The organism is Actinoplanes sp. NPDC051494 (assembly GCF_044454705.1).
Classification (GTDB): Bacteria; Actinomycetota; Actinomycetes; order Mycobacteriales; family Micromonosporaceae; genus Actinoplanes.
The window spans coordinates 638,085-663,362 of sequence record NZ_JBITDZ010000001.1 but is presented as its reverse complement, the minus strand read 5'-3'; the positions used below and the strand labels follow the sequence as shown (position 1 = coordinate 663,362).

Below are 25,278 nucleotides of genomic sequence, written 5' to 3'. Positions count from 1 at the left end.
CTTCCGGAGGGCGATGAAACACGGCCATGGGCCCAGCGCAGCACAGGGCGAAACGAGGCTGGCCGGTGTGGTGTGGGAGCCCCCGGGACGCGGACTGGCTTGCGGGCGGTCGTCCGTGAAGCGCGGGCAGGGATGAATTGTAGCGCCGTGCGGCGAGATCCTCCCGCCGCAGCGCGCCGCAGGGGGTCGCCGACCTCACTTCGGGCGCCGGGCGGAAGAATGGTAGCCGCTGAAAGGGCGGTGTGTAGTGGCTGAGAATCCCGGGGACTTGCTGGCGCTCGCGGTGCGGATCGCGCGGGAGGCGGCCCTGACCGCCCGGCGCATGCGGACCGGTGCGATCACGGAGGTCGAGACCAAGAGCACCGACACCGACGTGGTCACGGCCGCGGACAAGGCGGTCGAGCGCCAGGTGGTCGAGGCGCTGCGGGCCGAGCGGCCGGACGACGCCGTCCTGGGCGAGGAGTACGGCGCCAGCACCGAGGCCCGTACCGGTGGCGTCCGCTGGATCCTGGATCCCATCGACGGCACGGTCAATTATCTGTACGGGCTCCCGCAGTACGCCGTCTCGCTGGCCGCGGAGGTCGACGGTGTCGTGGTCGCCGGCGTGGTGCACAACCCGGTGACCGGCGACGAGTGGACGGCGACCCGGGGCGGCGGCGCGTGGCGTGGTGACCGGCGGCTCAGCGGCTCCGCCCGGACCACCCTGGACCAGGCGCTGGTGGCGACGGGTTTCGGCTACGACGCGGCCCGCCGGGCACATCAGGGCGTGGTTGTCGCCGGATTGTTGCCTCAGGTGCGCGACATCCGCCGGTTCGGGGCGGCCTCACTGGACCTCTGCATGGCGGCGGAGGGGAGTGTGGACGCGTACTACGAGAAGGGCCTCAATCCCTGGGACCATGCCGCGGGCGGCCTGATCGCCACGGAGGCGGGTCTGCGGGTGTCCGGGCTGGACGGTGCACCCGCCGGCGGGGAGATGCTCGTAGCGGCGCCTCAGGCCCTCTTCCCGGCCCTGCACGACGCGCTCGTCAAACTCGACGCCGCCGGCGGCGCTTAAAAACGCACCAGGCGCAAAATCGGTCGGCCGGGCTCAGGCGTCCTTCTTGGCCGGAGCGAGGCAGGCGCCCGGGGGGACCACCGGCTCGCCGAGCTCCACCAGCGACTGGTTGACCTCGGTGGTCGTGGCGAGCTGCTGGAACTGGCTGCCGATCACGATGTCGACCACCGCGCCCTTGCGCTTGGCGTTGTACTGCGGGTCGGCCTGGTTCAGGAAGTAGGCCCGCAGCAGCCAGGCCGAGCCAACCGCCTCGGGGCCGTACCGCATGACCGCGACGCCGTCGACCTTCTTGTTGTCCTCGGCGGGCTTCTGGGTCTTGAAGCGGCGGTTCTTGAACTCGTTGGTCACGTTGTCAGCCAGGCCGGGCTGGTCGGTTCCGTTGAGGACCTTGATCGTGACCTGCTGGGGATCGTCGGGCAGGGTCACGTCGGCGGTCACCGAGCCGTCCGGGCAGCCGCCACCGGCCACATCGCCGCCCTGGGTATCGCGGACCAGCGCGACCACGACGAAGACCACAGCGGCGACAGCGAGGACACCGACGACCACGAGGGCTCGGACGCGCGCGAAGCTCATGGGGCAGGCTCTCCCGGGTGTTCAGGTCGGCAAGGCGCCGTCCCAGCGACGGACGCGGTCTCGGGTGAGGTTAGCGTCTGGCCGGGACGCACGCGGAAACAGGGAAAGACTCCGGCGCGCCGACGATGATCCACGGCCTTGTGCCCCTACTTTGATGTCGCCTCAGTCACATCGGGAACAATTGGCTGCCCGCGGGCGTACAACCCTGATCCGAGGGGGGTAACGTGCCGCGTCTGCCGAGGCAGTTTCACGAGGGGGTGGGGGCGCCTCGGCGGAATGGTGTTCCCTGTAGACCGGGCCAGGGGAGAAAAGTCCGTCAGACCGGGAACCGAAACGCCGTCGCGGGCGTTACTTACGCCAAGTGACACATCGATACAGGAGAGTGAAATCCGATGGCCACCGACTACGACGCTCCGCGTCGCGATGAGGTCGACCTCGGCGAGGACAGCCTCGAGGAACTCAAGGCCCGCCGCGCCGATTCGCAATCGGGCGCAGTGGATGTCGACGAGGTCGAGGTCGCGGAGAGCTTCGAGCTCCCCGGCGCCGATCTGGCCGACGAGGAACTCACCGTCAAGGTCCTGCCCATGCAGACCGATGAGTTCCGCTGTGCTCGCTGTTTCCTCGTGCATCACCGCAGCCAGCTGGCCGCGGAACGCAACGGGGATCTGATCTGCCGCGAGTGTGCCTGACCGGCGCACCCGCAGCAGTTGCCGTAACCCGGCCGTCACCGTGCGGCCGGGCGCCGGGTGAGCTGTGTGCCCATCTGCTTTTGTGGGTATGTGGTTCCACCGACGGCAGACAAACGGGAGGTCGACCATCATGAGCCGCCCAGACGAGAACTCGGTACCGACCGCAGAGCCGGGGCCTGAGCTGATCGAGGTCGACCGGGCTTCGGACGAGCACGAACAGAGCAAGGAACTGGTCCGTACGCGGGAGCAGGTCACGGACGCCGAACTGGGCGCGACCGTGGCCGAGCTGACCGCGGACGACCTTGCCCCCGACAAACGGCGCCGCCTGCTGGCCCGCCTCGTGGGTGAGGTCCGCGCGCGTGGGCTGGGCCAGCTGTTCCGGCCCCGGGCCGCGATGCGCTGGATGGCCGACGCGGTATCCGACGTCGCCCCGCACGTGCCGGTGCGCGACGCCGAGACGCTGCGCCGCCACTTCCCCGGCCTCGACGACGACGAGCTGGCCGAACGACTGGTCCGCAACGCGGCCCGGGCGACGGCCGGGATCGGTGCCGCCGGTGGCGGGGTCGCCTCGCTCGAATGGGTCGCGACGCCGACCCTGCTCTCCGCGCCGGTGCTGCTGGCCGCGGAGACGGTCGCGGTGGTCTCGGTGGAGATCAAGCTCATCGGAGAACTGCACGAGGTGTACGGCCGGCCGGTCGAGGGCACCGCCGGGCAGAAGGCCATGTCGCTGGTGCAGGCCTGGTCCGGGCAGCGAGGGGTCAATCCGCTGGTGCCCGGTGTCGGGGTCGCCTCGGTCCTGGGCACGGCCGCCCGCAAGGAGCTGCAGAGCACGCTCCTGCGCCGGTTCGGGCGCAATCTGACCACGCTGGGACCGATGCTGACCGGCGCGGCCGTGGCGAGCTACCTCAACCGCCGCGCGACCCGGTCCCTCGGCGAGAACCTGATCAAGGACCTGCGCAAGAAGCGTCCTTCCATCGGCCGCAAGTAGCGACAAATCGCCTGCGGGCGGTGAGCACCGGAAGCCGGGCCTCGATCGGCCCGGCTTTCGCCATGCCCGCACGCGGTCGGGGTGGCCGGGCCGGGCGGGGTGGTCAGGCGTTGCGCTTGGCGGCGAGCAGGGCGGTCGCCAGCTCGACCGGGTGGCGGCTGCTGATCACCCAGAACGGGGTCGGGTCCTGCGGGTCGTCGAGGACGACCTGGACCGCGCCGCCGATCCAGGGGCGCTGGATGACGAAGGCCAGCGGGTGGGCGGCCACGCCGAGGATCTCGCGTTTGCCGTCCGCGTCGAGGGCCACCACGTCGGAGATCGCCGACAGCGGCAGGCGGGCGTCGTCGACCTGGAGCTCGGCCGGCTGGAGCTCGGCCGGGGTCACGGTCACCCGGATGCGGCCCAGCCACCAGGGCCAGAGCAGCGAGAGCGGGAGCAGGACCGCGAACGGCACCCAGGCCCGCAGGCCCTGGCTGCCCATCCAGATCTCCGCCGCGAGCAGGGCGCCGACGCCCAGCCCGACCGGCCACATCCACCAGGGTGCGCGCAGCCGCTCGGAATACGCGGCCGGGACCGCCGTGCGGGTGGAGGGCTCGGATGTCACCCTGATGAGGGTACGGCGCGCCTCCGTCCACGCCCAAGGCAGGATGGCAGGGTTGGTGCCGCTGATCCTCCCTCGACCTCAAGGATTTCGTCTTGGACATCCAGGTCCGCCTCCTCGATCCCGACCTGCCGGTCCCGGCCTATTCGCACCCGGGTGACGCCGGCGCGGATCTGTACGCGGCCGAGAGCGTCGAGATCGCCCCGGGGGAGCGGGCGCCGGTCCGCACCGGGCTGGCGATCGCGCTTCCGGAGGGGTATGTAGGGCTGGTGCACCCGCGTTCGGGTCTCGCGGCCAAGCTGGGTGTCACGGTGCTGAACGCGCCCGGTACGGTCGACGCCGGTTACCGGGGTGAGATCCTCGTCGTGCTGATCAACCACGATCGGGCGAACACGGTGAAGATCTCTCGTGGCGACCGGATCGCTCAGCTGGTCGTCCAGCGGGTCGAGCGGGCGGTCTTCCACGTCGTCGACGAGCTCTCCGACACATCGCGGGGAGCGGGCGGGCACGGCTCGACCGGCGGGCACACCGCCCTGTAGTTCCAAGCCAGATCGGGAAGGTGGCAAGCAGATGTTCTCCCGCAAGCGCGGAGGCCCGCGGCACGTACGCCCGGATGACGCGCCCCAGTCCTCGGCGCTCGCCCAGAGCATGGGTGATCTCCCGCCGGCACCTGAATTCGGGCCGTGGGACAGCGCGCAGGCGCCCGGCGATGTCCAGCTCCTGGACCTGGGCAGCCTGCGGATCCCGGCGCTCGAGGGTATCGAGGTGCGGGTGCAGGCCAACCCGGACGGCGGTGTCGAGCAGATCGTTCTCGTGCACGAGAACAGCGCTCTTCAGCTCGGTGTCTTCGCGGCGCCGCGCTCCGAGGGGATCTGGGACGAGGTGCGCGAGGAGATCGCCGGTTCGATGACGGCCGACGGAGCCGCGCCGCGCGAGTTCGACGGCCCGTACGGCGTGGAGCTGGCCGCCCGGGTCAACACCCCGGACGGTCCGGCCGATGTGCGGTTCGTGGGCGTGGACGGGCCGCGGTGGATGCTGCGCGCGCTGTTCCAGGGTCAGGCCGCGGCCGACCGGCAGCACGAGGGTGTGCTGGGCGAGTGCCTGCGCGGTGTCGTGGTGGTCCGGGACAACGAGGCCCGGCCGGTCCGTGAGGCGCTGCCGTTGCGGCTCCCCAAGGAGATGGCCGAGGCGGCCGCACAGCAGGACCACTCGGGTCACGATCACTCGGGTCACGATCATTCCGGTCACGACCACGCGCACCACGACCATGATCACGATCATGGGACCAACGGGCGCCACGCCCACTGATCGAAAAGGCACCCGGGTGACGTGGATCACCCGGGTGCTTCCGGCGTACGGTGGAGTTGCCCGCCGGCGTCTGTCCCGGCTTGCCTGACAAGAGGTGTCACGGGGTCATGACTACCGATGAGCGCACCACCGGCCTGCGCCGCTTCTTCGAGCGGCTGACCGCCTCCGACGAGGAGATGGACGCCCAGGAGCTGCAGCGAGACAGTGCCAAATGCGGGGCGATGCCGGCCGGCCAGTGTCACCGCGGCCAGCTCGTCTCGGTGTCGGGGCGGCTACGGACGGTGGCATACACTCCCCGGACCAACCTGCCCACCCTCGAGGCCGACCTGTACGACGGCAGCGACGTGGTTACGCTCGTGTTCCTGGGCCGGCGCTCGATCGTCGGCATCGAACCGGGCCGTCAGCTGACCGCGCGCGGCCGGGTCGCGATCCGGGACGAACGCAAGGTCATCTATAACCCGTACTACGAGCTGGAGGCGCCCCGGTGACACCCGGCAACGACCCTGGGCACGCCGCCCACGAGACGGTAGGCGACCGGGTCGCTGAGGAAGTCGTCGAGGAACTCGACCTGCACCCGGTGAAAGTGCCGGACGAGGACGAGCCCATCCCCTCGATGAGCGTGCAGATCTCCGAGCAGCTCGGCGGGGTCCGCGGTCTCATCGAGTCCAGCGTGCCGGTGCTCGCGTTCGTCCTGCTCAACGTCCTGCTCGGGGACACCGTCCTCGGCCTGGAGAAGAAGACCGCGCTCTACTGGGCGATCGGCGGCAGCGTGGGCTCGGCCCTGGCCATCGGCGCCTACCGGCTGGCCCGCAAGGAGCCGGTCCGGCACGCGGTCAACGGCGTGTTCGGTATCGCGGTCGGCGCCTACCTGGCCTGGCGCACCGGCGACGCCAAGAATTTCTACCTCCCCGGCATCCTGCTCACACTCGGCCAGGTGGTCGTCCTGATCGGCTCGGTCGTGGTCCGCAGGCCCATCATCGGGTACGTGTGGGGCGTGCTCGCGAACGGCGGCAAGCACGACTGGTTCCACAACCAGCGCCTGTTCCGGACATTCCAGTGGCTCACCCTGGTCTGGGCGGTGTCGCTGTTCGTCCGCGCCGGCGTGCAGGGCTGGCTCTACCTCGCCGACGAGGCCAACGCCATCGGCCTGGTCCGGGTCCTGATCAGCTGGCCCATCTACGCGGCGACGTTCGCCTACACCGCATGGGCCGTGCACCGGGTCACCGCCGCCCAGGCCGCCGAAGCCGAGACCGCTGAGGCGCCGTAGCGGGTTTGCCGGGTGACCACTCACGCAGAATGAAGGCGCCGGGTGGCCGTTCTGGCGCCGCCGGGCGCCTGGCCGGCCGGGGCCGGCCTCGACGGGAGTTGCGGTCCGCACCCACCACCCAGATGCGACAGCGTTGGTGGTTTATCCGATCTCCGCGGCCTTGCCCAGCACGACGGCCCGGACCGCGTCCTCGACCTCGGCCGTGCAGATGAAGATCAGCTCGTCGCCGGCTTCCAGGGGGTCGTCGGGGGTGGGGACCAGGACGCGCTTGCCGCGCAGGATCGCCACCAGGGCCGAGTCGCGGGGCATGGGGACCGCTCGGACCGGCTGGCCGACGTAGGGCGCGTTGGCCGGCAGGGTGATCTCGACGAGGTTGGCCTCGCCCTGACGGAACGTCATGAGGCGGACGAGATCGCCGACGGTGACCGCTTCCTCGACGAGGGCGGCCATCAGGCGGGGCTTGCTCACCGAGACGTCGACGCCCCACTGTTCGGTGAAGAGCCATTCGTTCTCGGCGCGGTTGACCCGGGCGACGACCCGGCTGACCGCGAACTCGGTCTTGGCCAGCAGGGAGCAGACGAGGTTGGCCTTGTCGTCACCGGTGGCCGCGATGACCACGTCGCAGCCCGCGACGTCGGCCTCCTCGAGGCTGCTGACCTCGCAGGCGTCGGCGAGGATCCATTCCGCTTCGGGTACGCGCTCCGGGCGCAACTGGTTGGGCATGCGCTCGATCAGCATGACCTGGTGGCCGTTGCCGATGAGTTCCTGGGCGATGGAGCGGCCGACGTTGCCGGCGCCCGCGATGGCGATGCGCATGGTCAGTGGCCCCCCGGCTCGGCGCCCGCGGCCGCCGCGAGCACGTTCTCGACGATGTCGTCGGTGACCACGACGAAGACCTGGTCACCGTCCTGCAGCACGGTGCTGGCGGTGGCGAGCGAGCCGATGCCGAAGCGCATGAGATACGCCACCCGGGCGCCGGTGCCGTCCTCCAGCGCCTTGATCGTGCGCCCCACCCAGTCGCGGTGCAAGGGCGCCTCGACGATCGACACCGCGCTGGTCGGGTCGCGGAAGACCTCGACGGTGCCCTCGGGGACGAGGTGGCGCACCATCCGGTCGGCGGCCCAGCGGATCGTGGCGACCGTGGGGATGCCGAGGCGTTCGTAGACCTGGGCCCGGCGGGCGTCGTAGATGCGGGCGACGACCCGGGCGACGCCGAAGTTCTCGCGGGCGAGCCGGGCCGAGATGATGTTCGAGTTGTCGCCGCTGGACACCGCGGCGAACGCGTCCGCCCGCTCGATGCCGGCCTCGCGCAGGACGTCGCGGTCGAAGCCGATGCCGGTGACGGTCGTGCCGCCGAATTCGGCGCCGAGCCGCCGGAAAGCGTCGGCATTGCGGTCGATGATCGCGACGGAGTGGCCGCGCGAGTCGAGTTTGTGCGCGAGCGTCGAACCGAGTCGCCCGCACCCCATGATCACCACGTGCACTGTCTCGCGCCTCTCCGGTGGATGAGTACAGGCAGAGCGTGCCATGCCCGCGCGACGGCCGCTGGCCGGGGCGCCCGGCGGCGTGGCGTGGACAGCCGTACGCTTGGCGCTTGTGGCGAGTTCGACGTCCCTAGCGAAGCGGTTGCTGCTCGGCAGACCGTTCCGATCCGACAAGTTGCAGCACACGTTGCTGCCGAAGCGGATCGCGCTGCCCGTGTTCGCGTCGGACGCGCTGTCGAGCGTGGCCTACGCCCCCGACGAGATCCTGCTGACGCTCTCCATCGCCGGCGCCACCGCGTTCGCGATCTCCCCGTGGATCACCCTGGCCGTCGCGGTCGTGATGGTCACGGTGGTGGCGAGTTACCGGCAGAACGTGCACGCCTACCCGTCCGGCGGTGGTGACTACGAGGTCGCGACCGTCAACCTCGGACCCCGGTTCGGGGTGGCGGTGGCCAGCGCCCTGCTGGTCGACTACATCCTCACGGTGGCGGTGTCGGTCAGCGCCGGCGTCGGCAACCTCGGCTCGGTGGTGCCGTTCGTCGCCGAGCACAAGATCGGCATCGCGATCGCCGCGATCGCGGTGCTGACCGCGCTCAACCTGCGCGGGCTGCGGGAGTCGGGCACCGCGTTCGCCGTCCCGACGTACGCGTTCATCGTGCTGATGCTGGGCCTGATCGTCACCGGCCTGGTGCGGGTCTACCTGCTCGGTGACGATCTCCAGGCGCCCAGTGCCGATCTGGTGATCGACGCCGAGGAACACCATCTGAGCAGCTTCGCGTTCGTGTTCCTGATGCTGCGCACGTTCTCCTCCGGGTGTGCCGCGCTGACCGGGGTCGAGGCCATCTCCAACGGGGTGCCCGCGTTCAAGCCGCCCAAGAGCAAGAACGCGGCGACCACGCTGCTGCTGCTCGGCGGCATCGCGATCGTGATGCTGGTCGGCATCGTGCTGCTGGCCAACAAGACCCACCTGCAGTTCGTCGAGAGTGCCACGCAGATCATCGGCGGCCCGCCGGACTACGTGCAGAAGACGGTCGTCGCCCAGCTCGGCGAGACGGTCTTCGGGCCGGGCTCGGTGCTGCTGTACATGCTCGGCGCGGTCACCGCCCTGATCCTGTTCCTGGCCGCGAACACCGCGTTCAACGGCTTCCCGGTGCTGGGCTCGATCCTGGCGCAGGACCGTTACCTGCCGCGTCAGCTGCACACCCGCGGCGACCGGCTCGCGTTCAGCAACGGCATCCTGTTCCTGGCCATCGCCGCGATCGTGCTGGTCATCGCGTTCGACGCCGAGGTGACCCGGCTGATCCAGCTGTACATCGTGGGCGTGTTCGTGTCGTTCACGCTGTCGCAGGCCGGGATGATCCGGCACTGGAACAGGCTGTTGCGGACCCAGCGGGATCCGCTCAAGCGCCGGCAGATGCACCGCTCCCGGGGCATCAACACCGTCGGCATGGCGCTCACCGGCGCGGTGCTGATCGTCGTGCTCATCACGAAGTTCCTGCTCGGGGCGTGGATCGCGATCGCCGCGATGATCTTCATCTACGCTCTGATGCTGGGCATCCGCAAGCATTACACCCGGGTGGCCGAGGAGCTGGAGCCCACCGAGGAGCGCCCGGTGCTGCCGTCGCGCAACCACGCGGTGGTGCTGGTCAGCAAGGTGCATCAGCCGACCCTGCGGGCGCTGGCGTACGCGCAGGCCACCCGGCCGGACACGCTGACCGCGCTGACGGTCAACGTGGACGACAAGGACACCCGCAAGATCCAGTCGGAGTGGGAGCGGCGGCAGATCCCGGTGCAGCTGACCGTCGTGGACTCGCCGTACCGCGAGATCACCCGCCCGATCATCGATTTCGTCAAGGACATGCAGCGCGGCTCGCCCCGCGACGTGGTGACCGTGTTCGTGCCCGAGTACGTCGTCGGTCGTTGGTGGGAGAACCTGCTGCACAACCAGAGCGCGCTGCGGATCAAGGGCCGGCTGCTGTTCGAGCCGGGCGTGATGGTCACCAGCGTGCCGTGGCAGCTGCGCTCCAGCCAGGACCGTGACCTGGAACGTTTCGACCGGGGTCTGAGCAGCGCGCCGCGCCGCGGCCCCCGGACCCGGGTGCCGGCCGCACCGCCGCCACCGGCGTCCACCGATGAAGGGAAGAAATGACCACCGAGCTTGTCGAGGGTGACCGTGTCGAGTTGACGATCGGGGCCCCGGCGCACGGCGGGCACTGCGTCGCCCGGATCGGCGGCGAGCACGGCCAGGTCGTCTTCGTCCGGCACACGCTGCCGGGCGAGCGGGTCACCGCCGAGATCACCGAGCTGCACAAGGGCTGGCTGCGCGCCGACGCGGTGACCGTGCACGAGGCGTCGCCGGACCGGGTCGAGCCGCCCTGCCCGTGGTCCGGCCCGGACCTCTGCGGTGGCTGCGACCTGCAGCACGTCGCCCCGGACGCCCAGCTCGACTGGAAGACCGAGGTGGTGACCAGCCTGCTCACCCGGATGGCCGGGCTGAGCGACGACAAGATCAAATCCTTGGGGGTACGCGTCCAGCCGCTCCCCGGTGGCCCGCTGGGCTGGCGCTCGCGGGTGCGCTACGCGGTGGACGCCATGGACCGGCCCGGCCTGCTCAAGCACCGCTCGCACGAAGTCGTGCCGGTGGACCGCTGCCGGATCGCGCACCCCGCCCTGCAGAGCCTCGACGTGACCGCGCGCACCTGGCCGGAGGCGTCCGCGATCGAGGTCGTCGCGTCCACCGGTGGCGACGTGGTGGTGCAGGCCCGGGCCACCGCCGACTCGGTCGGTGACTCGCTGCTCGACGAGGGGTACGGCACCTCCCCGGAAGGCACCCCCGAGGTCCGCGAGGTGGCCGCCGGGCGGGAGTGGCAGGTCCGCGCCGACGGCTTCTGGCAGATCCACCCCGCCGCGGCGGACACGCTGGTCAACGCGGTTCTGGAGCTGCTCGACCCGAAGCCCGGTGAGACGTCCTGGGACCTGTACGGCGGGGCCGGCCTGTTCGCGGCGGCGCTGAGCGCGCGCACCTCGGCCCGCACGATCGTGGTGGAGTCCTCGCCGGGCGGCGTCGTCGCGGCCCGGCGCAACCTGGCCGACCTGCCCGGCGTCGAGGTCGTCGCCGCGAAGGTCGACGTGGCGTTCACCCGGCGGCGCATCGCCGGCCCGGTCGACCTGGTGGTACTGGACCCGCCGCGCACCGGGGCCGGTGGCAAGGTCGTCCGCGCGCTGGTCGAGGCCGCGCCGCGCGCGATCGCGTACGTGGCCTGCGACCCGGCCGCTCTCGCCCGGGACCTCAAGACGTTCGCCGGGCTCGGCTGGGAAGTCGCTGAGCTGCGTGCTTTCGACTGTTTCCCGATGACCCAGCACGTGGAGTGCGTGGCGCTGGTGGTTCCGGCGTAAGGGGTGCGCACGGGCGCGGGCCCGATAGAATGGCGCCTCATGAGCGAGCGCAGTGATCAGACGACGTCCGGTGGTCTCCTCAGCGGCATCAAGGAGCCCGGTGACCTCAAGCGTTTGAGCCCTGAACAGCTCACGCTGCTTGCCGCGGAGATCCGTGACTTCCTGGTCGCGAAGGTGTCGCGCACCGGGGGACACCTCGGGCCCAACCTCGGTGTGGTGGAGACCACCCTCGCGCTGCACCGGGTCTTCGACTCGCCGCGCGACCGGGTGCTCTTCGACACCGGCCACCAGGCGTACGTGCACAAGATCGTGACCGGCCGGCAGGACGGGTTCGACATGCTGCGCCAGCGTGGTGGCCTGTCGGGCTACCCCAGCCGGGCCGAGAGCGAGCACGACCTCATCGAGAACTCGCACGCCTCGACCGCGCTGTCGTACGCGGACGGCCTCTCCAAGGCCTTCACGCTGCGCCGTGAGGACCGTCACGTGGTCGCGGTCGTCGGGGACGGCGCGCTGACCGGCGGCATGTGCTGGGAGGCGCTCAACAACATCGCCGCCGCGAAGAACAAGCTGGTCATCGTCGTCAACGACAACGGCCGCTCGTACGCGCCGACGATCGGCGGTCTCGCCGACCACCTCTCCACGCTGCGCCTCAACCCGGGCTATGAGCGGGTGCTCGACCTGGTCAAGAACGCGCTGGGCTCGACCCCGGTGGTGGGCAAGCCGGCGTTCGAGGTGCTGCACGCGGTCAAGCGCGGCATCAAGGACGCGGTCAGCCCGCAGCCGATGTTCGAGGACCTCGGTATCAAGTACATCGGCCCGATCGACGGGCACGACGTCGAGGCCATGGAGTCGGCGCTGCGCCGGGCCAAGGGCTTCAACGCGCCGGTCATCGTGCACGCGGTGACCCGCAAGGGCTTCGGTTACCGGCCCGCCGAGGACGACGAGGCCGACAACTTCCACGGTCCGGGCGCTTTCGATCCGCAGACCGGTGCGCTCACCGCCAAGCCATCCGTCAAGTGGACCCAGGTCTTCGCCGACGAGCTGGTCACCATCGCGGGCGAGCGGCCCGACATCGTGGGCATCACCGCCGCGATGGCCGAGCCGACCGGCATCGCCGCGCTGGCCAAGAAGTACCCCGAGCGGGTGTACGACGTGGGCATCGCCGAGCAGCACGCCGCCACCTCGGCCGCCGGGCTGGCCATGGGCGGGCTGCACCCGGTCGTCGCCGTCTACGCGACGTTCCTCAACCGGGCGTTCGACCAGGTACTGCTCGACGTCGCGATGCACGGGCTGCCGGTCACATTCGTGCTGGACCGGGCCGGGATCACCGGTCCCGACGGGCCGAGCCACTACGGCATCTGGGACATGAGCGTGTTCGGCACCGTCCCGGGTCTGCGCATCGCCGCCCCCCGCGACGCCGCCACCCTGCGCGAGGAGCTGCGCGAGGCGGTCGCCGTTGAGGACGGCCCGACGATCGTGCGGTTCCCGACCGGCTCGGTCAACGCCGACCTCCCGGCCCTGCGCCGGGTCGGCCCGATCGATGTGCTGCGCGAGGGTGAGCGCAAGGACGTCCTGCTGGTCGCGGTGGGCGCGTTCGCCAAGCTGGGCCTGGAGGTCGCCGACCGGATCGCCGAGCAGGGCTACGACGTCACCGTGGTGGACCCGCGCTGGGTGCGCCCGGTGCCGATCGAGCTGGCCGGTCTGGCCGGCGGGCACGGTCTGGTGGTCACGCTCGAGGACGGCATCCGGGCCGGTGGTGTCGGCGACGCGGTGGCGAGCATGCTGCGCCACGCCGAGGTCGACGTCCCGCTGCGCACGCTGGGCGTGCCGGCCGGGTTCCACGAGCACGGCACCCGCGCCGAGATCCTCGCCGCGCTCGGCCTGACCGCGCAGGACATCTCCCGCGACATCACCGGCTGGGTCTCGCGCGTCCAGGACGCGGATGCGGAGCGCCAGACCGCGCCGTGAGCATTTTCGTTATCTAGCCGTTATCTTTGAGGCATGGCGGCGGAGACGTTCGACGGCACGACGGTGGTCATCGATCTCGGCCTGGCCCGGGGGGAACCCGACGGGTATTCCTCCCCGGGCCGCGTGCCGGCCCCGGGCTGGCTCGCCCCGGCCCTGATCGCGGTGCTGGTGCTGCTCTGCCCGGCCGCGTCCGCCGCCCCACCGCCACCGGCCCTGGACCCGGTCCTCACCGTCCCGGTCGGCCCGGCCGACCCGTTCACGATCACCGACGACGGCAGCCTGCTGGCCCAGAGCCTCGGCACCCTCGTGTCATACGACCTCGCCGACGGCCGGACCCGGTGGCAGACCGGCTCGGAAGCGCCCACGTACCGCCTCAACACCGGCGGCGGGCTCCTGCTGATCCGCTCGGTCGTGGCCGGCCTGCGCAGCGACCCCGTCACCCGGGCCCTCTCGCTCGACGACGGCACCGCCCGGTGGCGCCGGGCCGACAACGTCATGACCGTGGCCGGGTCGCCGACCCTGCTGGCCGTCTCCAGCGTGCGCAGCGTCACCGGACCCGGCCGCCGGGTGCAGCGGTCGATCGACGCGGTCGACCCGGTGACCGGCCGCACCCGCTGGGCGGTGCCCGTGCCGTCCACCGCCGTGCTGCTCGGCGTGCCCGGCCCCGGCGACGACGGCGCCCGCATGCTGCTCGTGCACGACAACCACACCGCCGCCGTGCACGACCTCGTCACCGGTGCGCGGCTCGTGACCGGTGAACTCCCGGCCGCCGACTACGGCCCCGACAACCCGGTCGTCTCCGGCGGCCTGGTGCTGCTTCGGCACCCCACCCCGGGCGGGCGGGTCGTCTCCGCCTACGACCCCGGCACCCTGCGCCGGGTCTGGACCCGCCCGGCCGGCTTCGCGTTCGGGATCACCTCCTGCGGCCGGCTCTCGTGCCTGACCGGGCCCGACGGGGTGCGCGCGGTCGACCCGGCCGACGGCACCCAGCGCTGGTTCCGCCCCGGATGGCGCGGCGTCGAGCAACGCGGCACGTTCCTCGTCGCGACCGGCACCGAGGCCGGCGAGAACGAGCTGGTCGGGCTCGCCGATCCGGACACCGGCGCGCTGCTCACCGACCTGCACGGGTGGCGGCCGGTGCCGGGCAGCGGCGGCGACCACCTGCTGGTGACCCGGGGTGCCGGCACCGATGGTCGTACCATGGTCGCGGTCGCCGCCCCCGGCGACACCCAGCCCCGGATCCTCGCCGATCTCCCGGCCGGCACCGGTGACTGCCGGTCCGTCCCCGGGCGGCTCGCCTGCCGCACCGCCTCCGGCGAGCTCGTGGTCTGGGCGTACCCGCCGAGAGGATGACGACCGCGTGGCGCTGATCGAGCTGAGCCCCGAGGAGACCACGGCTCAGCCCGGCCCCGGCGGACTGCCCCCGGCGTACGTCTACCGCCGCCTCGGCCTGCTGCTGGGCGCGCTCCTGGTCCTCGTGCTCGGTGGCGCCGCACCGCCGCAGTCGCTGCTCTGGCGGCACGTGGCGTTCCTGCCGCTCCGCGACGCCGACTTCACCGCCGGCGACGGGCAGGTCTACGCCCTGGACTTCACCACCGACCCGCCCACGATCAAGGCGTGGTCCGGCCGGACCGGACGCGAACTCTGGGAGATCTCCGGGCCGGCCGCCGCCGACGGGCCGTACGCGATCAACGCGCGGATCCCCGGCCTGGTGCTGGTCAACGTGCGCCGGTCCACGACCGTGCTGGACAGCCGCACCGGTACGGCCCTCTGGAACTCCACCACCCAGCTCACGCCGCTCGGCACCGGCACCGGGCTGATCACCACCGAGCGCTTCCGGCCCGGCACCGAATACGACCAGGAATCCGGCGACCCGGGCATCCTGTACGGCACGTCCAGCGACGTCCTGCACACCGAACCGGCCCTGAGCACCACCCTGCGCGGGGTCGACCTGCGTACCGGGCGCGAACTCTGGACCACCACGGTGCCCGGCTCGATCTCCACCTCGTGGTCCGGCACCGCCCTGGTGGTGTTCTCCAGCGACCGGATCGCCGTCCGCTCCCCGTCGACCGGCGCGGTCCTGCGCGAACGGCGACTGGACAGCGACACCGCCGGTCAGGTGTGGGCGGAGACCGTCGGCCCGGTCGTGCTGCTGCACCACGGTGCCTACGGCGAGGACGAACAGATCGTCGCGTACTCCCTCGACACCCTCGACGAGATCTGGCAGCAGGAACAGCCGGACTCCGAGGGCAGCTCGTTCGGCTGCACCGGGATGCCGTGCCTGCGCAGCCGCGACGACCTCGCCGTGCTCGACCCCGGCTCCGGCGCGGTGCGGTGGCGCACCGACGGCACCGTCGACCTCGAGGCGTTCGGCGACGCCGTCCTGCAGGTGCAGGCGGCCGGCGACCCGCGGGCCGTCGTCGACCGGCGGACCGGCCGCACGCTGGTCGACCTGGAGCGCTGGACCATCTCCACCCCGCTGCCGGACGACCGCGGCCTGCTGCTGATGCGGGCCGAGGCCGGGGCCGGCCTGGTGCTGGGCGTGCTGCCGACCGGGGGCACCCAGGTCCAGCTGCTCGGCCGGGTGCCCGGCGGCACGGTTCCGTGCCGCGCGGACACCGACGTCGTCGTCTGCCAGGGCGATTCCGGGGTCGACCTCTTCCGCTACCTGAGCTGACGCTTTCAGCGCCTTCTGAACGCTTGGCCACCCGCTGCCGATCCTCGCGGACAATGACGGCGTGATCGAGCTCGGCGATCCGGCGCTCACACCCGTGCCGGCCGCACGCCGGCCCGGTGGCATCAGGAAACCGCTGGCCGCTGTCACCCTCGGGCTCCTGGCGCTGCTCGGAGGCGCTGTCCCGCACCCGCGCCCGCCCGCGGTGACCGTGGTGGCCGCCCGGCTCGGCGAGTCCACGTTCGTCGAACGCGACCGGCTGCACATCGTCAGCGGCACCGGATACCAGGCGAGCGGGCCACGGGAACGGACCGTCAGCACCTACTCCCTGCCCGGCGGGCGGCTGCTGTTCCGCAGCACGGTCGCGCTCAGCGGCACGGTCTACCAGGTCACCTCGTCGGGGCGGACGCTGCTGGTGTCGTACCAGGTCGGCACCGTCGGCACCGAGGAGACGACGGCGGCGGTCATGGCCGGCACCCGGCAGGAGCTGTGGCGGGTCCCGGCCCTGCTGCTCACCGTCTCCCCGGACGGCGCCTCGGCCCTGCTGCTGCACCGCGCCGGCAACCTGCCCGGCGACGTCACCTGGCTCGGCCTCACCCTCGGCACCGGGCAACGGCGCTGGTCCCTGACCCAGCCCGTGGCCGGCTACACCACCGCGGCCGCCTACACCGGTGGATTCCCGCGCCGGCTCGTGACGGTCACCGTGGACGGTCACATCGAGGTGCACGACACGGTCACCGGCCGGGCCGTCGCGACCGCCGACGTGCCCGCGCCCGTCGAATGGTCCCGCCGTGGCGTCACCGCGTGGCCCGCCGGTGACCTGGTGCTGGTCGGCGGCGCGGGCGGGGTCACCGCGTACGCGCTGAGCGATCTCGCCCTGCGCTGGACCGGGGCGCTGGACCTCGCCGGCCGCTGGATCCAGCCCGACTGCGCGGGCGCGGTCTGCCTCATCGGGTACCGGGCCGGCATCCAGGTCGTCGACCCGGTCGACGGGGCACCCCGCTGGTCCAGCGAACGCTGGACCTCCGCCGTCCCGGTCGGCCCGGTGCTGCTGGTGACCGGCGGCGGGGGCATGGAGGCCCGGTACCCGCTCGCGGTCGTCGACCCGGCCACCGGCACCCTGCTCGCCGACTTCGGCCACTGGCGCGTCGTCAGCGACGTCCGCCCCGACGTCCTCGTCTGCCGCAGAACTGACGCGTCGGTGGCCATCTGGCCTCTGTAATCTCTCACTCACAGCCCCTTTACGTGGTACCGGGGAAGCTGGGCCGGGGGCTGACACTTCGGAAGGACCCGCGGGTGCGCGTGCTGGTGGTGGAAGACGAGCGGAACATGTGCGACGCGATCGCGCGGGGGCTGCGTCGTAAGGGCATGGCGGTCGACGTCGCGTACGACGGGCTGACCGGCCATGAGATGGCGTACGTGACCCGGTACGACGTCGTCGTGCTGGACCGCGACCTGCCGGGCATGCACGGCGACGAGATCTGTGCCGCGCTGGTCGCCTCGGGCGCGCTGACCCGGGTGCTGATGCTGACCGCCAGCGGGACGGTCGCCGACCGGGTCGAGGGCCTGCAGCTCGGCGCCGACGACTACCTGCCCAAGCCGTTCGCGTTCGACGAACTGGTGGCCCGGGTCCAGGCGCTCGGCCGGCGGGCGACCCCGGCCGCGCCGCCCGTGCTGACCGTCGGTGACCTCGTGCTCGACCAGACCCGGCGGGTGGTGACCCGCGGGGGAGCGCCGATCGATCTGACGAACAAGGAATTCGGCGTGCTCGAAGAGCTGATCAAGGCGCGTGGTGGCGTGGTGTCGAGCGAGGAGCTGCTGGAACGCGTCTGGGACGCCAACACGGACCCGTTCACCACGACCGTACGCGTGACCGTCATGACCCTGCGCAAGAAGGTCGGCGACCCGCCGCTCATCGAGACCGTCGTCGGCTCCGGATACCGGGTACCCGAACCGGTCGTGGTGACCCCCTCATGACGGTCTACGCCTCCAAGCGGGAACGGCTGCGGTTGCGGCCGACCCTGCGCCTGCGGCTGACCCTGCTCAACGGCATCCTGCTCGTCGGCGCCGGGGCGATCCTGGTGCTGCTCGCCTGGCTGCTGGTCGGCGACGCCCTGCACCCCTCGGACAAGCTGCGCCCCGGCACCCAGGTGGTGCTCTCCAACGGCGACCGCCTCGACGCGCTGACCTGGCAGACCCAGCTCGTCGACCAGGCCTCCCAGGAACTGCTGATCAAAGGCCTGATCGCCCTCGTGGCCATCGGCATCATCGGCATCGCGGGCGCCTACGCGGTGGCCGGCCGGGCGCTACGGCCGTTGCACAACGTGACCGCGACCGCCCGCCGTCTCGGCGAGGAAACCCTCGACGAACGGATCCGCTACTCCGGCGCCGACGACGAGGTGGCCGAGCTGGCCCGCACGTTCGACGCCATGCTGGACCGGCTGGCCGGCGCGTTCGAATCCCAGAAACGCTTCGTGGCCAACGCCTCCCACGAACTGCGCACCCCGCTGGCCGTCATGCGCACCGAGATCGACGTCACCCTGAGCGACGACGAGGCCGACGTCGCGGAATACCGCCGGATGGCCAAAGTGGTCCGCAACGCCTCGGAACGCGCCAACGGCCTCGTCGACGCGCTGCTCGTGCTGGCCCGCAGCGAAGCCCAGTCCGGCCGCCGCCTGGTCCGCAAGGTCCCGGCCGACCTCGCGACCAGCGTCCACAACGCCCTGTCCGCGGTCAAGAAGGAAGCCGAACGCCTCAAACTCGACGTCACCACCGACCTGCAGACCGCGAACGTGGTCGGCGACCCGAGCCTGCTGGACCGCCTCGCCGGCAACCTCATCGAGAACGCGATCCGCTACAACCACCTGATGGGCAAGCTCTGGCTCCGCACCGAGAGCGCGAACGGCCACGCCCGCCTCATCGTCGGCAACACCGGCTTCGAGGTCGACCCGGCCGACGTCCCCGGCCTGTTCGAACCGTTCCGCCGCGGCGGCTGGGAACGCACCGGCTCCCGCGGCTCCGGCCTGGGCCTGTCCATCGTCCGAGCGGTCTGCGACGCCCACGGCGGCACGGTCTCCGCGATCGCCCAGCCCGGCGGCGGCCTGGAGGTCACCGTGAGCCTCCCGGCAGCCGACACCACCCCGGTGGTAGCGGCGACAGCAACGGTCCCGCGGGCCAAGGGCCCGGCTGTAGCCCCCAGCTGATCCCGCTGAGTCGTGCTGTGACTCAGTAGCGTTATCGCATAGCTGACAGGTCTGGGAAGGTGGCCGTCCACTATCGTTTGTGGACGGTTCCCGCGAGCGCGGGAAACGGGTGACGCCAAGAAAGCGGCAGCAGCTCGTCGATGAACTTTTCTACGGTCAATTCCTGGGCTGATGTCCTATTTCTAGCTATTTCTAGCGTGACCTTGTTGCTGCTTGTCCTGCAGCTGAGGAGCAAGGGTCCGCCGATCCGGCGGGTGCGCCGTGAGATCGAGCGACCATTCATGGGCGGTGCCCGGCTGGATGCTGCCGTCAATGACGCCGTGGCGATGAATGAGTTCGTCGTGGGCACTGATCTGGGACTGGGCCGGACGGTGGGGCGGATGCATCAGGTCGCTCCCGTCCAGTATCGGCGGGCGGCTGAGGAGATAAGTCGGTTCTACGGCCAGGGCTGGGCGGTCTCGGTGGATCTCGGTCGCGTGGAGACCGGCGAGGCTGCGCGAATCGCTGACTTCTGCTCGGGCCTGGTGACCGGGTCCTCCGGGTGGGTTCTGCGAGCAGCGGAAACGGTGATCATTTTGGTCCCCGGGCAGTGACTAGTCCATTTATCGGTCCAAGGTTGCAGTGGTGAGGTCATGAGCGCGGCAGACGACGAAATTCGGGTAATCACGCAGAAGATCCGGGAGACCGAGAGTGCTCTCGCGCTTGCTCGGGGCCGGCGGAAATGGTCGAACCTGTCGCTGGTTTTCGGGCCGCTGCTTCTTCTCGTTCTCTACGGTATGTGGTGGGTGCCTTGGGTTCCGGAGCGGCTGAGGACAGCGATCTACATCCCGGCCATCCCAGTTGCCCTGGGTTTCTGTATTGCCGCTGTTGTGTTGAAGTTGCGACCTGGGTATCCGGTGCGCAACGCCAACGGTCGACCTCTCGTGGACAAGGGCGAATTTCCCTGGCAGCGTCGACGTCACTTTCGCACCGAGAATGATCTCGAGCTGGATCTGGCCCGGCAGCGGGACGAGAGAAAACACCTGCTGGCCCGAAACGACACATCGTCGAAGGTCCGGCGCATCGGTTACAAGGACGACGCGTACAACGACATCGACGAGATGCGTTCGGAAAGCAAATGGTATCGAGCTGTAAACAACTATCTGCAGGGCATTCTCATCGTGGGTTCCCTGGCGGCGACCGGGGCCACCGGATTGTTAGGGGAGGTGCCTGTCCTCCGATGGGTCGCCTTCGGGTTGACTGCTGCGGTGGGCATCGCCAGCGGCTTCATGGGCTACTTCAAATATAAGGAAAGAAGCTTCTACCTGCAGCAGACGGCAGATGCCATCGAGAGCGAATGGGATGCTGTCGAGATCGGCGTCGGCAGGTACAAGAGGTTCAGCGGCAACGAGGACGAGGCCCTGGCGGAGTTCGTCGAGGAAGTCCACCGCCTGAAGAACGAGCAGAAGAAGCGCCAGCAGAATCTTGAGCAGCCGCCGGACAGCAAGAGCGTGTCCGACCAGTAGCGGCAGGTATGAATTCGGGTCCTGCGGAGAGCTTCCTCCGCAGGACCCGAATTCATGGTCAACTATCCCGTTAGTTTGACTTCTTCTCGACCTGCGCGCGGAGCTTGGGGAATTCGGCCTTCGCGGACTTCATGGTCTTGAAGTAGAAAATCACCCAGCCGATACTGCCCTCGTCGGCCCAGCCGCACATGATCAGGTCGGCGCCGCCCGCCGCGCCCTTGCCGCATTTGGCTGTGCCACCCAGGTCGCCGGTGCCGGCCTCGGTGATGTCGGTCAGCTTGAGGCCACCGATGCCCGCCCCGAGGAACGTGTTCTCGAGTTCGGTCTCCGGGTCGGCGATCTCGGCGGCGGCCGCGGCGACGATGATGATGTCCTGGTCGGCCGGGGTGCCGTACAGGGCGCCGACCGTCTCGGTGGCGTCCGGGACCTCCTTGAGGCCCTCTTCCAGCTGGTCGGCCGCGCCCTCGAACTGCGGGTCCGTCAGCTTCGGGCGTCCGCCCAGGGTCTTGGGCTCGACCACGGTGATGGTCGACGAGGAGGAGTCCTCGGTCGGGTCCGTCGTCGGGACCGTGGTGTCGGTGGTCGGGCGCGTGGTGGGTGCGGCCGAGGAGATCGCGTCGGCGACCTTGTCGGAGGTGTTGCGGGCCACCAGGACGATCGCGGTGACGCCGCCGACGCAGAGGACCAGGACCACGGCGATCGAGATCAGGATGATCGGCAGGGCCCGGGACTTCTTCTTCGGCGGGGCGCCGAACGGTGGGGCACCGAGCGGGGCGGCACCCGGGTAACCCGGCTGCTGGCCGTAGCCGGTCTGCTGACCGTAGTCGGGCTGGGGCGGGTAGCCCGGGGGCACCGAGGTCGGCACGTCGGGGTTGGGCTGGCCGTACGGCTGCCCGGAGGTGGGCTGCCCGCCATAAGACGGCTGCTCGGGCTGAGATCCGTATGGCGGCTGCGAACCGTAAGGCGGCTGCGAGCCGTACGGGGGCTGCGAACCGTACGGGGGCTGGGAGCCGTAGGGCGGCTGCGAACCCTGGGGCGGCTGAGAGCCATAGGGCTGACCCGAGCCGGGCTGGTTGTAGGGCTCGCCGTCCGGGTAGGGCGGCTGGTTGGGCGGCTGGGACATCAACGCTCCATGAGATCGACTACGGCACGTGGCAGCTTAGTCGCACTGAGCTTGCCCTGTGTTCCCCTGTTCTGCGGAGCATGGCAGACCGAACGGCCGGGAAACGCCGGATGCCCCCTACGCCTGAGCTGGGAAGGGGGCATCCGGTTCGCTTGCGGTCAGGCCGGGAGGCTTGCGACTCCCCGGGGCAGGAACCGCTTTCCGGTCACTCTTTCGGAGGTGCCGCTGCGGTCGAGGTACGGCGTGACGCCACCGAGGTGGAACGGCCAGCCCGCACCGAGGATCATGCACAGGTCGATGTCCTGCGCCTCGGCCACGACGCCCTCGTCCAGCATGAGGCGGATCTCCTCGGCCAGCGCGTCGAGCGCCTTCGTGCGTACCTCATCGGCGGTCAACGGCGTGTCGCCGGCGTCGATGAGCTCGACCACCGCGGGGTTGATCTCGTCGTCGGCCATCAGCGGGAGGCCCGCCTCGACGATCCTGGCCAGGTTCGGCGACGAGGCGAAGCGGTCCGGGTAGGCCGCGTGCAGCGTCTCGCCGACGTGGTAGGCCACCGCCGGGCCGACGAGCTGGAGCAGCGCGATCGGGCGCATGGGCAGGCCCAGCGGGTCGAGTGCCGAGTCGACGACCGACAGCGGGGTGCCGGCGTCGATGGCGGTGAAGACCTCGCTGGTGAAGCGGGTCAGCAGCCGGTTGACCACGAACGCCGGGGCGTCCTTGACCAGCACGGACGACTTGCGCAGTTCCTTGCCGACCGCGAACGCGGTGGCCAGCGTGGCGTCGTCGGTGCGCTCGCCCTTGATGATCTCCAGGAGCGGGAGTACGGCCACCGGGTTGAAGAAGTGGAAGCCGACGACCCGCTCGGGGTGTTCGAGGTCGGCGGCCATGTCGGTCACCGACAGCGACGAGGTGTTGGTCGCCAGGATCGCGTCGGGTGCGACGATCTTCTCCAGCTCGGCCCAGATCTGCTTCTTGAGCTCGAGGTTCTCGAAGACGGCCTCGATGACGAACTCGGCGCCGGCGAACGCGGACTTGTCGACCGAGCCGCTGACCAGGCCGCGCAGTTTCGCCGCGGTGCCCTCGTCGAGCCGGCCCTTGGACGCCAGCTTGGCGATCTGGCCGTGGACGTACTCGACGCCCTTGTCGACCCGGGTCTGGTCGAGGTCGGTGAGCACCACCGGCACCTGGAGGCGACGGGCGAAGAGCAACGCCAGCTGGGAGGCCATGAGACCGGCGCCGACGATGCCGACCTTGGTGACCTTGCGGGCCAGACCCTTGTCCGGTACGCCTACCGGGCGCTTCGCGCGGCGCTGGACCAGGTCGAACGCGTACAGGCTGGCCCGGGACTCGTCGCCCATGATCAGGTCGGCGAGCGCCTGGGTCTCGGCGGCGGTGCCGTCCTCGAACGTCGCCTCCTTGGCCAGCGCGAGCAGCTCGAGCGCCTTGTTGGCGGACGGGACAGCGCCGTGCAGCCGCTCGTCGAGCTGCTGCTTCGCGAAGAAGAGCACGCCCTCCCACATGTCCTTGTCGACCTCGGGGCGCTCCACGGTCACGGAACCCTGGACCACGCCGGCGGCCCATTCGAGCGAGCGCTCCAGGAAGTCGGCCGGCTCGAACAGCACGTCGGCGACGCCCAGCTCGCGGGCCTGCTTCGGGCGCAGCACCTTCTGGGTGAGCGGGTTCTGCAGGATGACCTGCGCCGCCCCGGGCACGCCGATCAGGTTGGGCAGCAGCTGGCTGCCGCCCCAGCCGGGGACCAGGCCGATCGCGACCTCGGGCAGGCCCAGGGCCGCCGCGCCGCCGGAGACCGTGCGGTAGTGGCAGTGCAGGGAGACCTCGAGGCCACCGCCGAGCGCCGCGCCGTTGATGAACGCGAACGTCGGGATCGCTGAGTTCTTGAGACGCGCGAAGACCCGATGGCCCAGCTCGCCGAGGGCTACCGCCTGGTCGCGCTGGGTGATGAACGGCATGCCGGTGATGTCGGCGCCGACACAGAAGATGTACGGCTTGCCGGTCAGCGCGATGAACGCCGGCTCCGCCTCGGTGGCCTTGGTGATCGCCTCGTCCAGCGACGCCAGCCCGGCCGGCCCGAAACTGTTCGGTTTCTTGTAGTCGAGGCCGTTGTCCAGCGTGATGAGCGCGGCGGGCTTGTCCAGCCCGGGTACGCGTACCAGCCGGACGAGGGCCTTGGTCACGACCTCGTTGGGGTAGTCCGGGAGCGCCGTCACTTGTCGTTTCCTTCCCAGTGGGGGTTCTCCCAGATGACCGTTCCGCCCATGCCGATGCCGATGCACATGGCGTTGATGCCGTAGCGGACCTCGGGGTGCTCCGCGAAGTGCCGGGCCAGCTGCGTCATCAGCCGCACGCCGGAGGAGGCGAGCGGGTGGCCGATGGCGATCGCGCCGCCCCACGGGTTGACCCGGGGGTCGTCGTCCGCGATGCCGTAGTGGTCGAGGAACGCCAGCACCTGCACGGCGAACGCCTCGTTCAGCTCGAACAGGCCGATGTCGTCGATGGTGAGCCCGGCGAGGCGCAGGGCACGCTCGGTCGACGGGATCGGGCCGTACCCCATGATCTCGGGCTCGACGCCGACGAAACCGTAGGAGACCAGCCGCATCGCGATCGGCAGGCCGAGCTCGCGGGCGGTCTCCTCGTCGGCCAGCAGGGCCGCGGTGGCGCCGTCGTTGAGGCCCGCCGCGTTGCCGGCGGTGACCTTGCCGTGCGGGCGGAACGGGGTCTTCAGGGTGGCGAGCTTCTCCATCGAGGTCTCGCGGGGCGCCTCGTCGACCGTGGCCAGGCCCCAGCCCTGCTCGGCGCTGCGGATCGCCACCGGCACCATGTCGGGCTGCAGCTTGCCGTTCGCGTACGCCTTGGCCGTCTTCTCCTGCGAGGCGAGGCCGTACGCGTCGACGCGCTCCTTGGTGATGGTCGGCAGCCGGTCGTGCAGGTTCTCGGCGGTGCTGCCCATGACCAGCGCGGACGGGTCGACGAGCTTCTCGGCCAGGATCCGCGGGTTGGGGTCGACGCCCTCACCCATCGGGTGGTGGCCCATGTGCTCGACGCCGCCCGCGATGGCGACGTCGTAGGCGCCCATGGCGATGCCGCCGGCGACGTTGGTCACCGCGGTCATGGCGCCGGCGCACATCCGGTCGATGGCGTAGCCGGGCACGGTCTTGGGCAGGCCGGAGAGCAGGGCGGCGGTACGGCCGATGGTCAGGCCCTGGTCGCCGGTCTGGGTGGTGGCCGCGATCGCGACCTCGTCCACCTTCTCGGGCGGGAGCTGCGGGTTGCGGCGCATCAGCTCACGGATGCAACGGATGACCAGATCGTCGGCACGGGTCTCGGCGTACATGCCGCCGGCCTTGCCGAACGGGGTGCGGACGCCGTCGACGAAGACGACCTCGCGACTTACTCGGGGCACAACGAGCCTCCTTGCAGGCGTGAA

The 25,278-nt window shown here is 70.7% G+C and carries 24 protein-coding genes; 17 read left to right on the top strand and 7 right to left on the bottom strand.

Annotated features, from left to right (window positions below; genetic code table 11):
• Nucleotides 1-247: 247 nt before the first annotated feature.
• Nucleotides 248-1,054, top strand: coding sequence for an inositol monophosphatase family protein (locus tag ACIA6A_RS03040; protein WP_396095710.1), 807 nt, complete (start codon nt 248-250; stop codon nt 1,052-1,054).
• Between the two features lie 33 nt (nt 1,055-1,087).
• On the opposite strand, the gene ACIA6A_RS03035 is transcribed toward ACIA6A_RS03040, so the two are convergent.
• Entirely contained in the window at nt 1,088-1,627 is a 540-nt protein-coding gene (locus tag ACIA6A_RS03035; protein WP_396095709.1) for a LytR C-terminal domain-containing protein, read from the bottom strand.
• Between the two features lie 392 nt (nt 1,628-2,019).
• Here ACIA6A_RS03035 and ACIA6A_RS03030 point away from each other — a divergent pair, with 392 nt between their 5' ends.
• A complete protein-coding gene (locus ACIA6A_RS03030; protein WP_396095708.1) occupies nt 2,020-2,316 on the top strand; it encodes a DUF4193 domain-containing protein in 297 nt (98 codons plus the stop codon).
• Nucleotides 2,317-2,446: 130 nt separating this feature from the next.
• The gene (locus ACIA6A_RS03025) at nt 2,447-3,304 is read left to right on the top strand and encodes a hypothetical protein (RefSeq protein WP_396095707.1); all 858 of its coding nucleotides are present in this window, start codon (nt 2,447-2,449) and stop codon (nt 3,302-3,304) included.
• A gap of 103 nt (nt 3,305-3,407) precedes the next feature.
• Here the strand turns inward: ACIA6A_RS03025 and ACIA6A_RS03020 are convergent, their stop codons facing one another.
• Nucleotides 3,408-3,914 carry a DUF3093 domain-containing protein gene (locus tag ACIA6A_RS03020; RefSeq protein ID WP_396096433.1) on the bottom strand — a complete coding sequence of 169 codons (507 nt, stop codon included), beginning with the start codon at nt 3,912-3,914 and terminating at the stop codon, nt 3,408-3,410.
• A gap of 86 nt (nt 3,915-4,000) precedes the next feature.
• Between ACIA6A_RS03020 and dut the strand changes: the two genes are divergently transcribed.
• The 4 genes from dut to ACIA6A_RS03000 all read left to right on the top strand — a co-directional run bounded on the left by dut (nt 4,001) and on the right by ACIA6A_RS03000 (nt 6,480).
• On the top strand, nt 4,001-4,444 hold the full coding sequence (dut, locus tag ACIA6A_RS03015) for a dUTP diphosphatase (protein ID WP_396095706.1): 444 nt from the start codon (nt 4,001-4,003) through the stop codon (nt 4,442-4,444).
• 31 nt (nt 4,445-4,475) lie between these two features.
• Entirely contained in the window at nt 4,476-5,213 is a 738-nt protein-coding gene (locus ACIA6A_RS03010) for a DUF3710 domain-containing protein (protein WP_396095705.1), read from the top strand.
• 107 nt (nt 5,214-5,320) lie between these two features.
• On the top strand, nt 5,321-5,701 hold the full coding sequence (locus tag ACIA6A_RS03005) for an OB-fold nucleic acid binding domain-containing protein (protein WP_396095704.1): 381 nt from the start codon (nt 5,321-5,323) through the stop codon (nt 5,699-5,701).
• Nucleotides 5,698-6,480 carry a DUF3159 domain-containing protein gene (locus tag ACIA6A_RS03000; RefSeq protein ID WP_396095703.1) on the top strand — a complete coding sequence of 261 codons (783 nt, stop codon included), beginning with the start codon at nt 5,698-5,700 and terminating at the stop codon, nt 6,478-6,480. Before ACIA6A_RS03005 ends, ACIA6A_RS03000 begins: the two co-directional genes overlap by 4 nt.
• A 141-nt stretch (nt 6,481-6,621) precedes the next feature.
• Here the strand turns inward: ACIA6A_RS03000 and ACIA6A_RS02995 are convergent, their stop codons facing one another.
• Nucleotides 6,622-7,302, bottom strand: a complete 681-nt coding sequence (locus ACIA6A_RS02995) for a potassium channel family protein (RefSeq protein WP_396096431.1) — start codon at nt 7,300-7,302, stop codon at nt 6,622-6,624.
• Nucleotides 7,299-7,964: a potassium channel family protein gene (locus tag ACIA6A_RS02990; RefSeq protein WP_396095702.1), complete on the bottom strand. Its 666-nt coding sequence runs from the start codon at nt 7,962-7,964 to the stop codon at nt 7,299-7,301. The genes ACIA6A_RS02995 and ACIA6A_RS02990 overlap by 4 nt, the downstream gene beginning before the upstream one ends.
• Nucleotides 7,965-8,076: 112 nt before the next feature.
• Between ACIA6A_RS02990 and ACIA6A_RS02985 the strand changes: the two genes are divergently transcribed.
• The 10 genes from ACIA6A_RS02985 (at nt 8,077) to ACIA6A_RS02940 (ending at nt 20,710) form a co-directional block, all read left to right on the top strand.
• The gene (locus tag ACIA6A_RS02985) at nt 8,077-10,113 is read left to right on the top strand and encodes an APC family permease (RefSeq protein ID WP_396095701.1); all 2,037 of its coding nucleotides are present in this window, start codon (nt 8,077-8,079) and stop codon (nt 10,111-10,113) included.
• Nucleotides 10,110-11,360, top strand: coding sequence for a class I SAM-dependent RNA methyltransferase (locus ACIA6A_RS02980; protein ID WP_396095700.1), 1,251 nt, complete (start codon nt 10,110-10,112; stop codon nt 11,358-11,360). The genes ACIA6A_RS02985 and ACIA6A_RS02980 overlap by 4 nt, the downstream gene beginning before the upstream one ends.
• Before the next feature lie 39 nt (nt 11,361-11,399).
• A complete protein-coding gene (gene dxs / locus ACIA6A_RS02975) occupies nt 11,400-13,328 on the top strand; it encodes a 1-deoxy-D-xylulose-5-phosphate synthase (protein ID WP_396095699.1) in 1,929 nt (642 codons plus the stop codon).
• Nucleotides 13,329-13,361: 33 nt separating this feature from the next.
• Nucleotides 13,362-14,681 (top strand): PQQ-binding-like beta-propeller repeat protein, encoded by a 1,320-nt coding sequence (locus tag ACIA6A_RS02970; RefSeq protein WP_396095698.1) that lies wholly within the window; start codon nt 13,362-13,364, stop codon nt 14,679-14,681.
• Between the two features lie 7 nt (nt 14,682-14,688).
• Complete coding sequence (locus ACIA6A_RS02965; protein ID WP_396095697.1) at nt 14,689-16,005, top strand: PQQ-binding-like beta-propeller repeat protein; 1,317 nt, start codon at nt 14,689-14,691, stop codon at nt 16,003-16,005.
• 61 nt (nt 16,006-16,066) lie between these two features.
• On the top strand, nt 16,067-17,224 hold the full coding sequence (locus ACIA6A_RS02960; RefSeq protein ID WP_396095696.1) for a hypothetical protein: 1,158 nt from the start codon (nt 16,067-16,069) through the stop codon (nt 17,222-17,224).
• 74 nt (nt 17,225-17,298) lie between these two features.
• On the top strand, nt 17,299-17,979 hold the full coding sequence (locus ACIA6A_RS02955) for a response regulator transcription factor (protein ID WP_396095695.1): 681 nt from the start codon (nt 17,299-17,301) through the stop codon (nt 17,977-17,979).
• Nucleotides 17,976-19,205 (top strand): sensor histidine kinase, encoded by a 1,230-nt coding sequence (locus ACIA6A_RS02950; protein WP_396095694.1) that lies wholly within the window; start codon nt 17,976-17,978, stop codon nt 19,203-19,205. Before ACIA6A_RS02955 ends, ACIA6A_RS02950 begins: the two co-directional genes overlap by 4 nt.
• Nucleotides 19,206-19,402: 197 nt before the next feature.
• Nucleotides 19,403-19,798: a cell division protein SepF gene (locus ACIA6A_RS02945; protein ID WP_396095693.1), complete on the top strand. Its 396-nt coding sequence runs from the start codon at nt 19,403-19,405 to the stop codon at nt 19,796-19,798.
• A gap of 39 nt (nt 19,799-19,837) precedes the next feature.
• On the top strand, nt 19,838-20,710 hold the full coding sequence (locus ACIA6A_RS02940; protein ID WP_396095692.1) for an SLATT domain-containing protein: 873 nt from the start codon (nt 19,838-19,840) through the stop codon (nt 20,708-20,710).
• 70 nt (nt 20,711-20,780) lie between these two features.
• Here the strand turns inward: ACIA6A_RS02940 and ACIA6A_RS02935 are convergent, their stop codons facing one another.
• From ACIA6A_RS02935 to ACIA6A_RS02925, 3 genes are all read right to left on the bottom strand, one after another.
• On the bottom strand, nt 20,781-21,833 hold the full coding sequence (locus tag ACIA6A_RS02935; RefSeq protein ID WP_396095691.1) for a hypothetical protein: 1,053 nt from the start codon (nt 21,831-21,833) through the stop codon (nt 20,781-20,783).
• Nucleotides 21,834-21,991: 158 nt separating this feature from the next.
• Complete coding sequence (locus ACIA6A_RS02930; RefSeq protein ID WP_396095690.1) at nt 21,992-24,061, bottom strand: 3-hydroxyacyl-CoA dehydrogenase NAD-binding domain-containing protein; 2,070 nt, start codon at nt 24,059-24,061, stop codon at nt 21,992-21,994.
• A complete protein-coding gene (locus tag ACIA6A_RS02925; RefSeq protein ID WP_396095689.1) occupies nt 24,058-25,254 on the bottom strand; it encodes a thiolase family protein in 1,197 nt (398 codons plus the stop codon). The genes ACIA6A_RS02930 and ACIA6A_RS02925 overlap by 4 nt, the downstream gene beginning before the upstream one ends.
• Between the last annotated feature and the right edge of the window lie 24 nt (nt 25,255-25,278).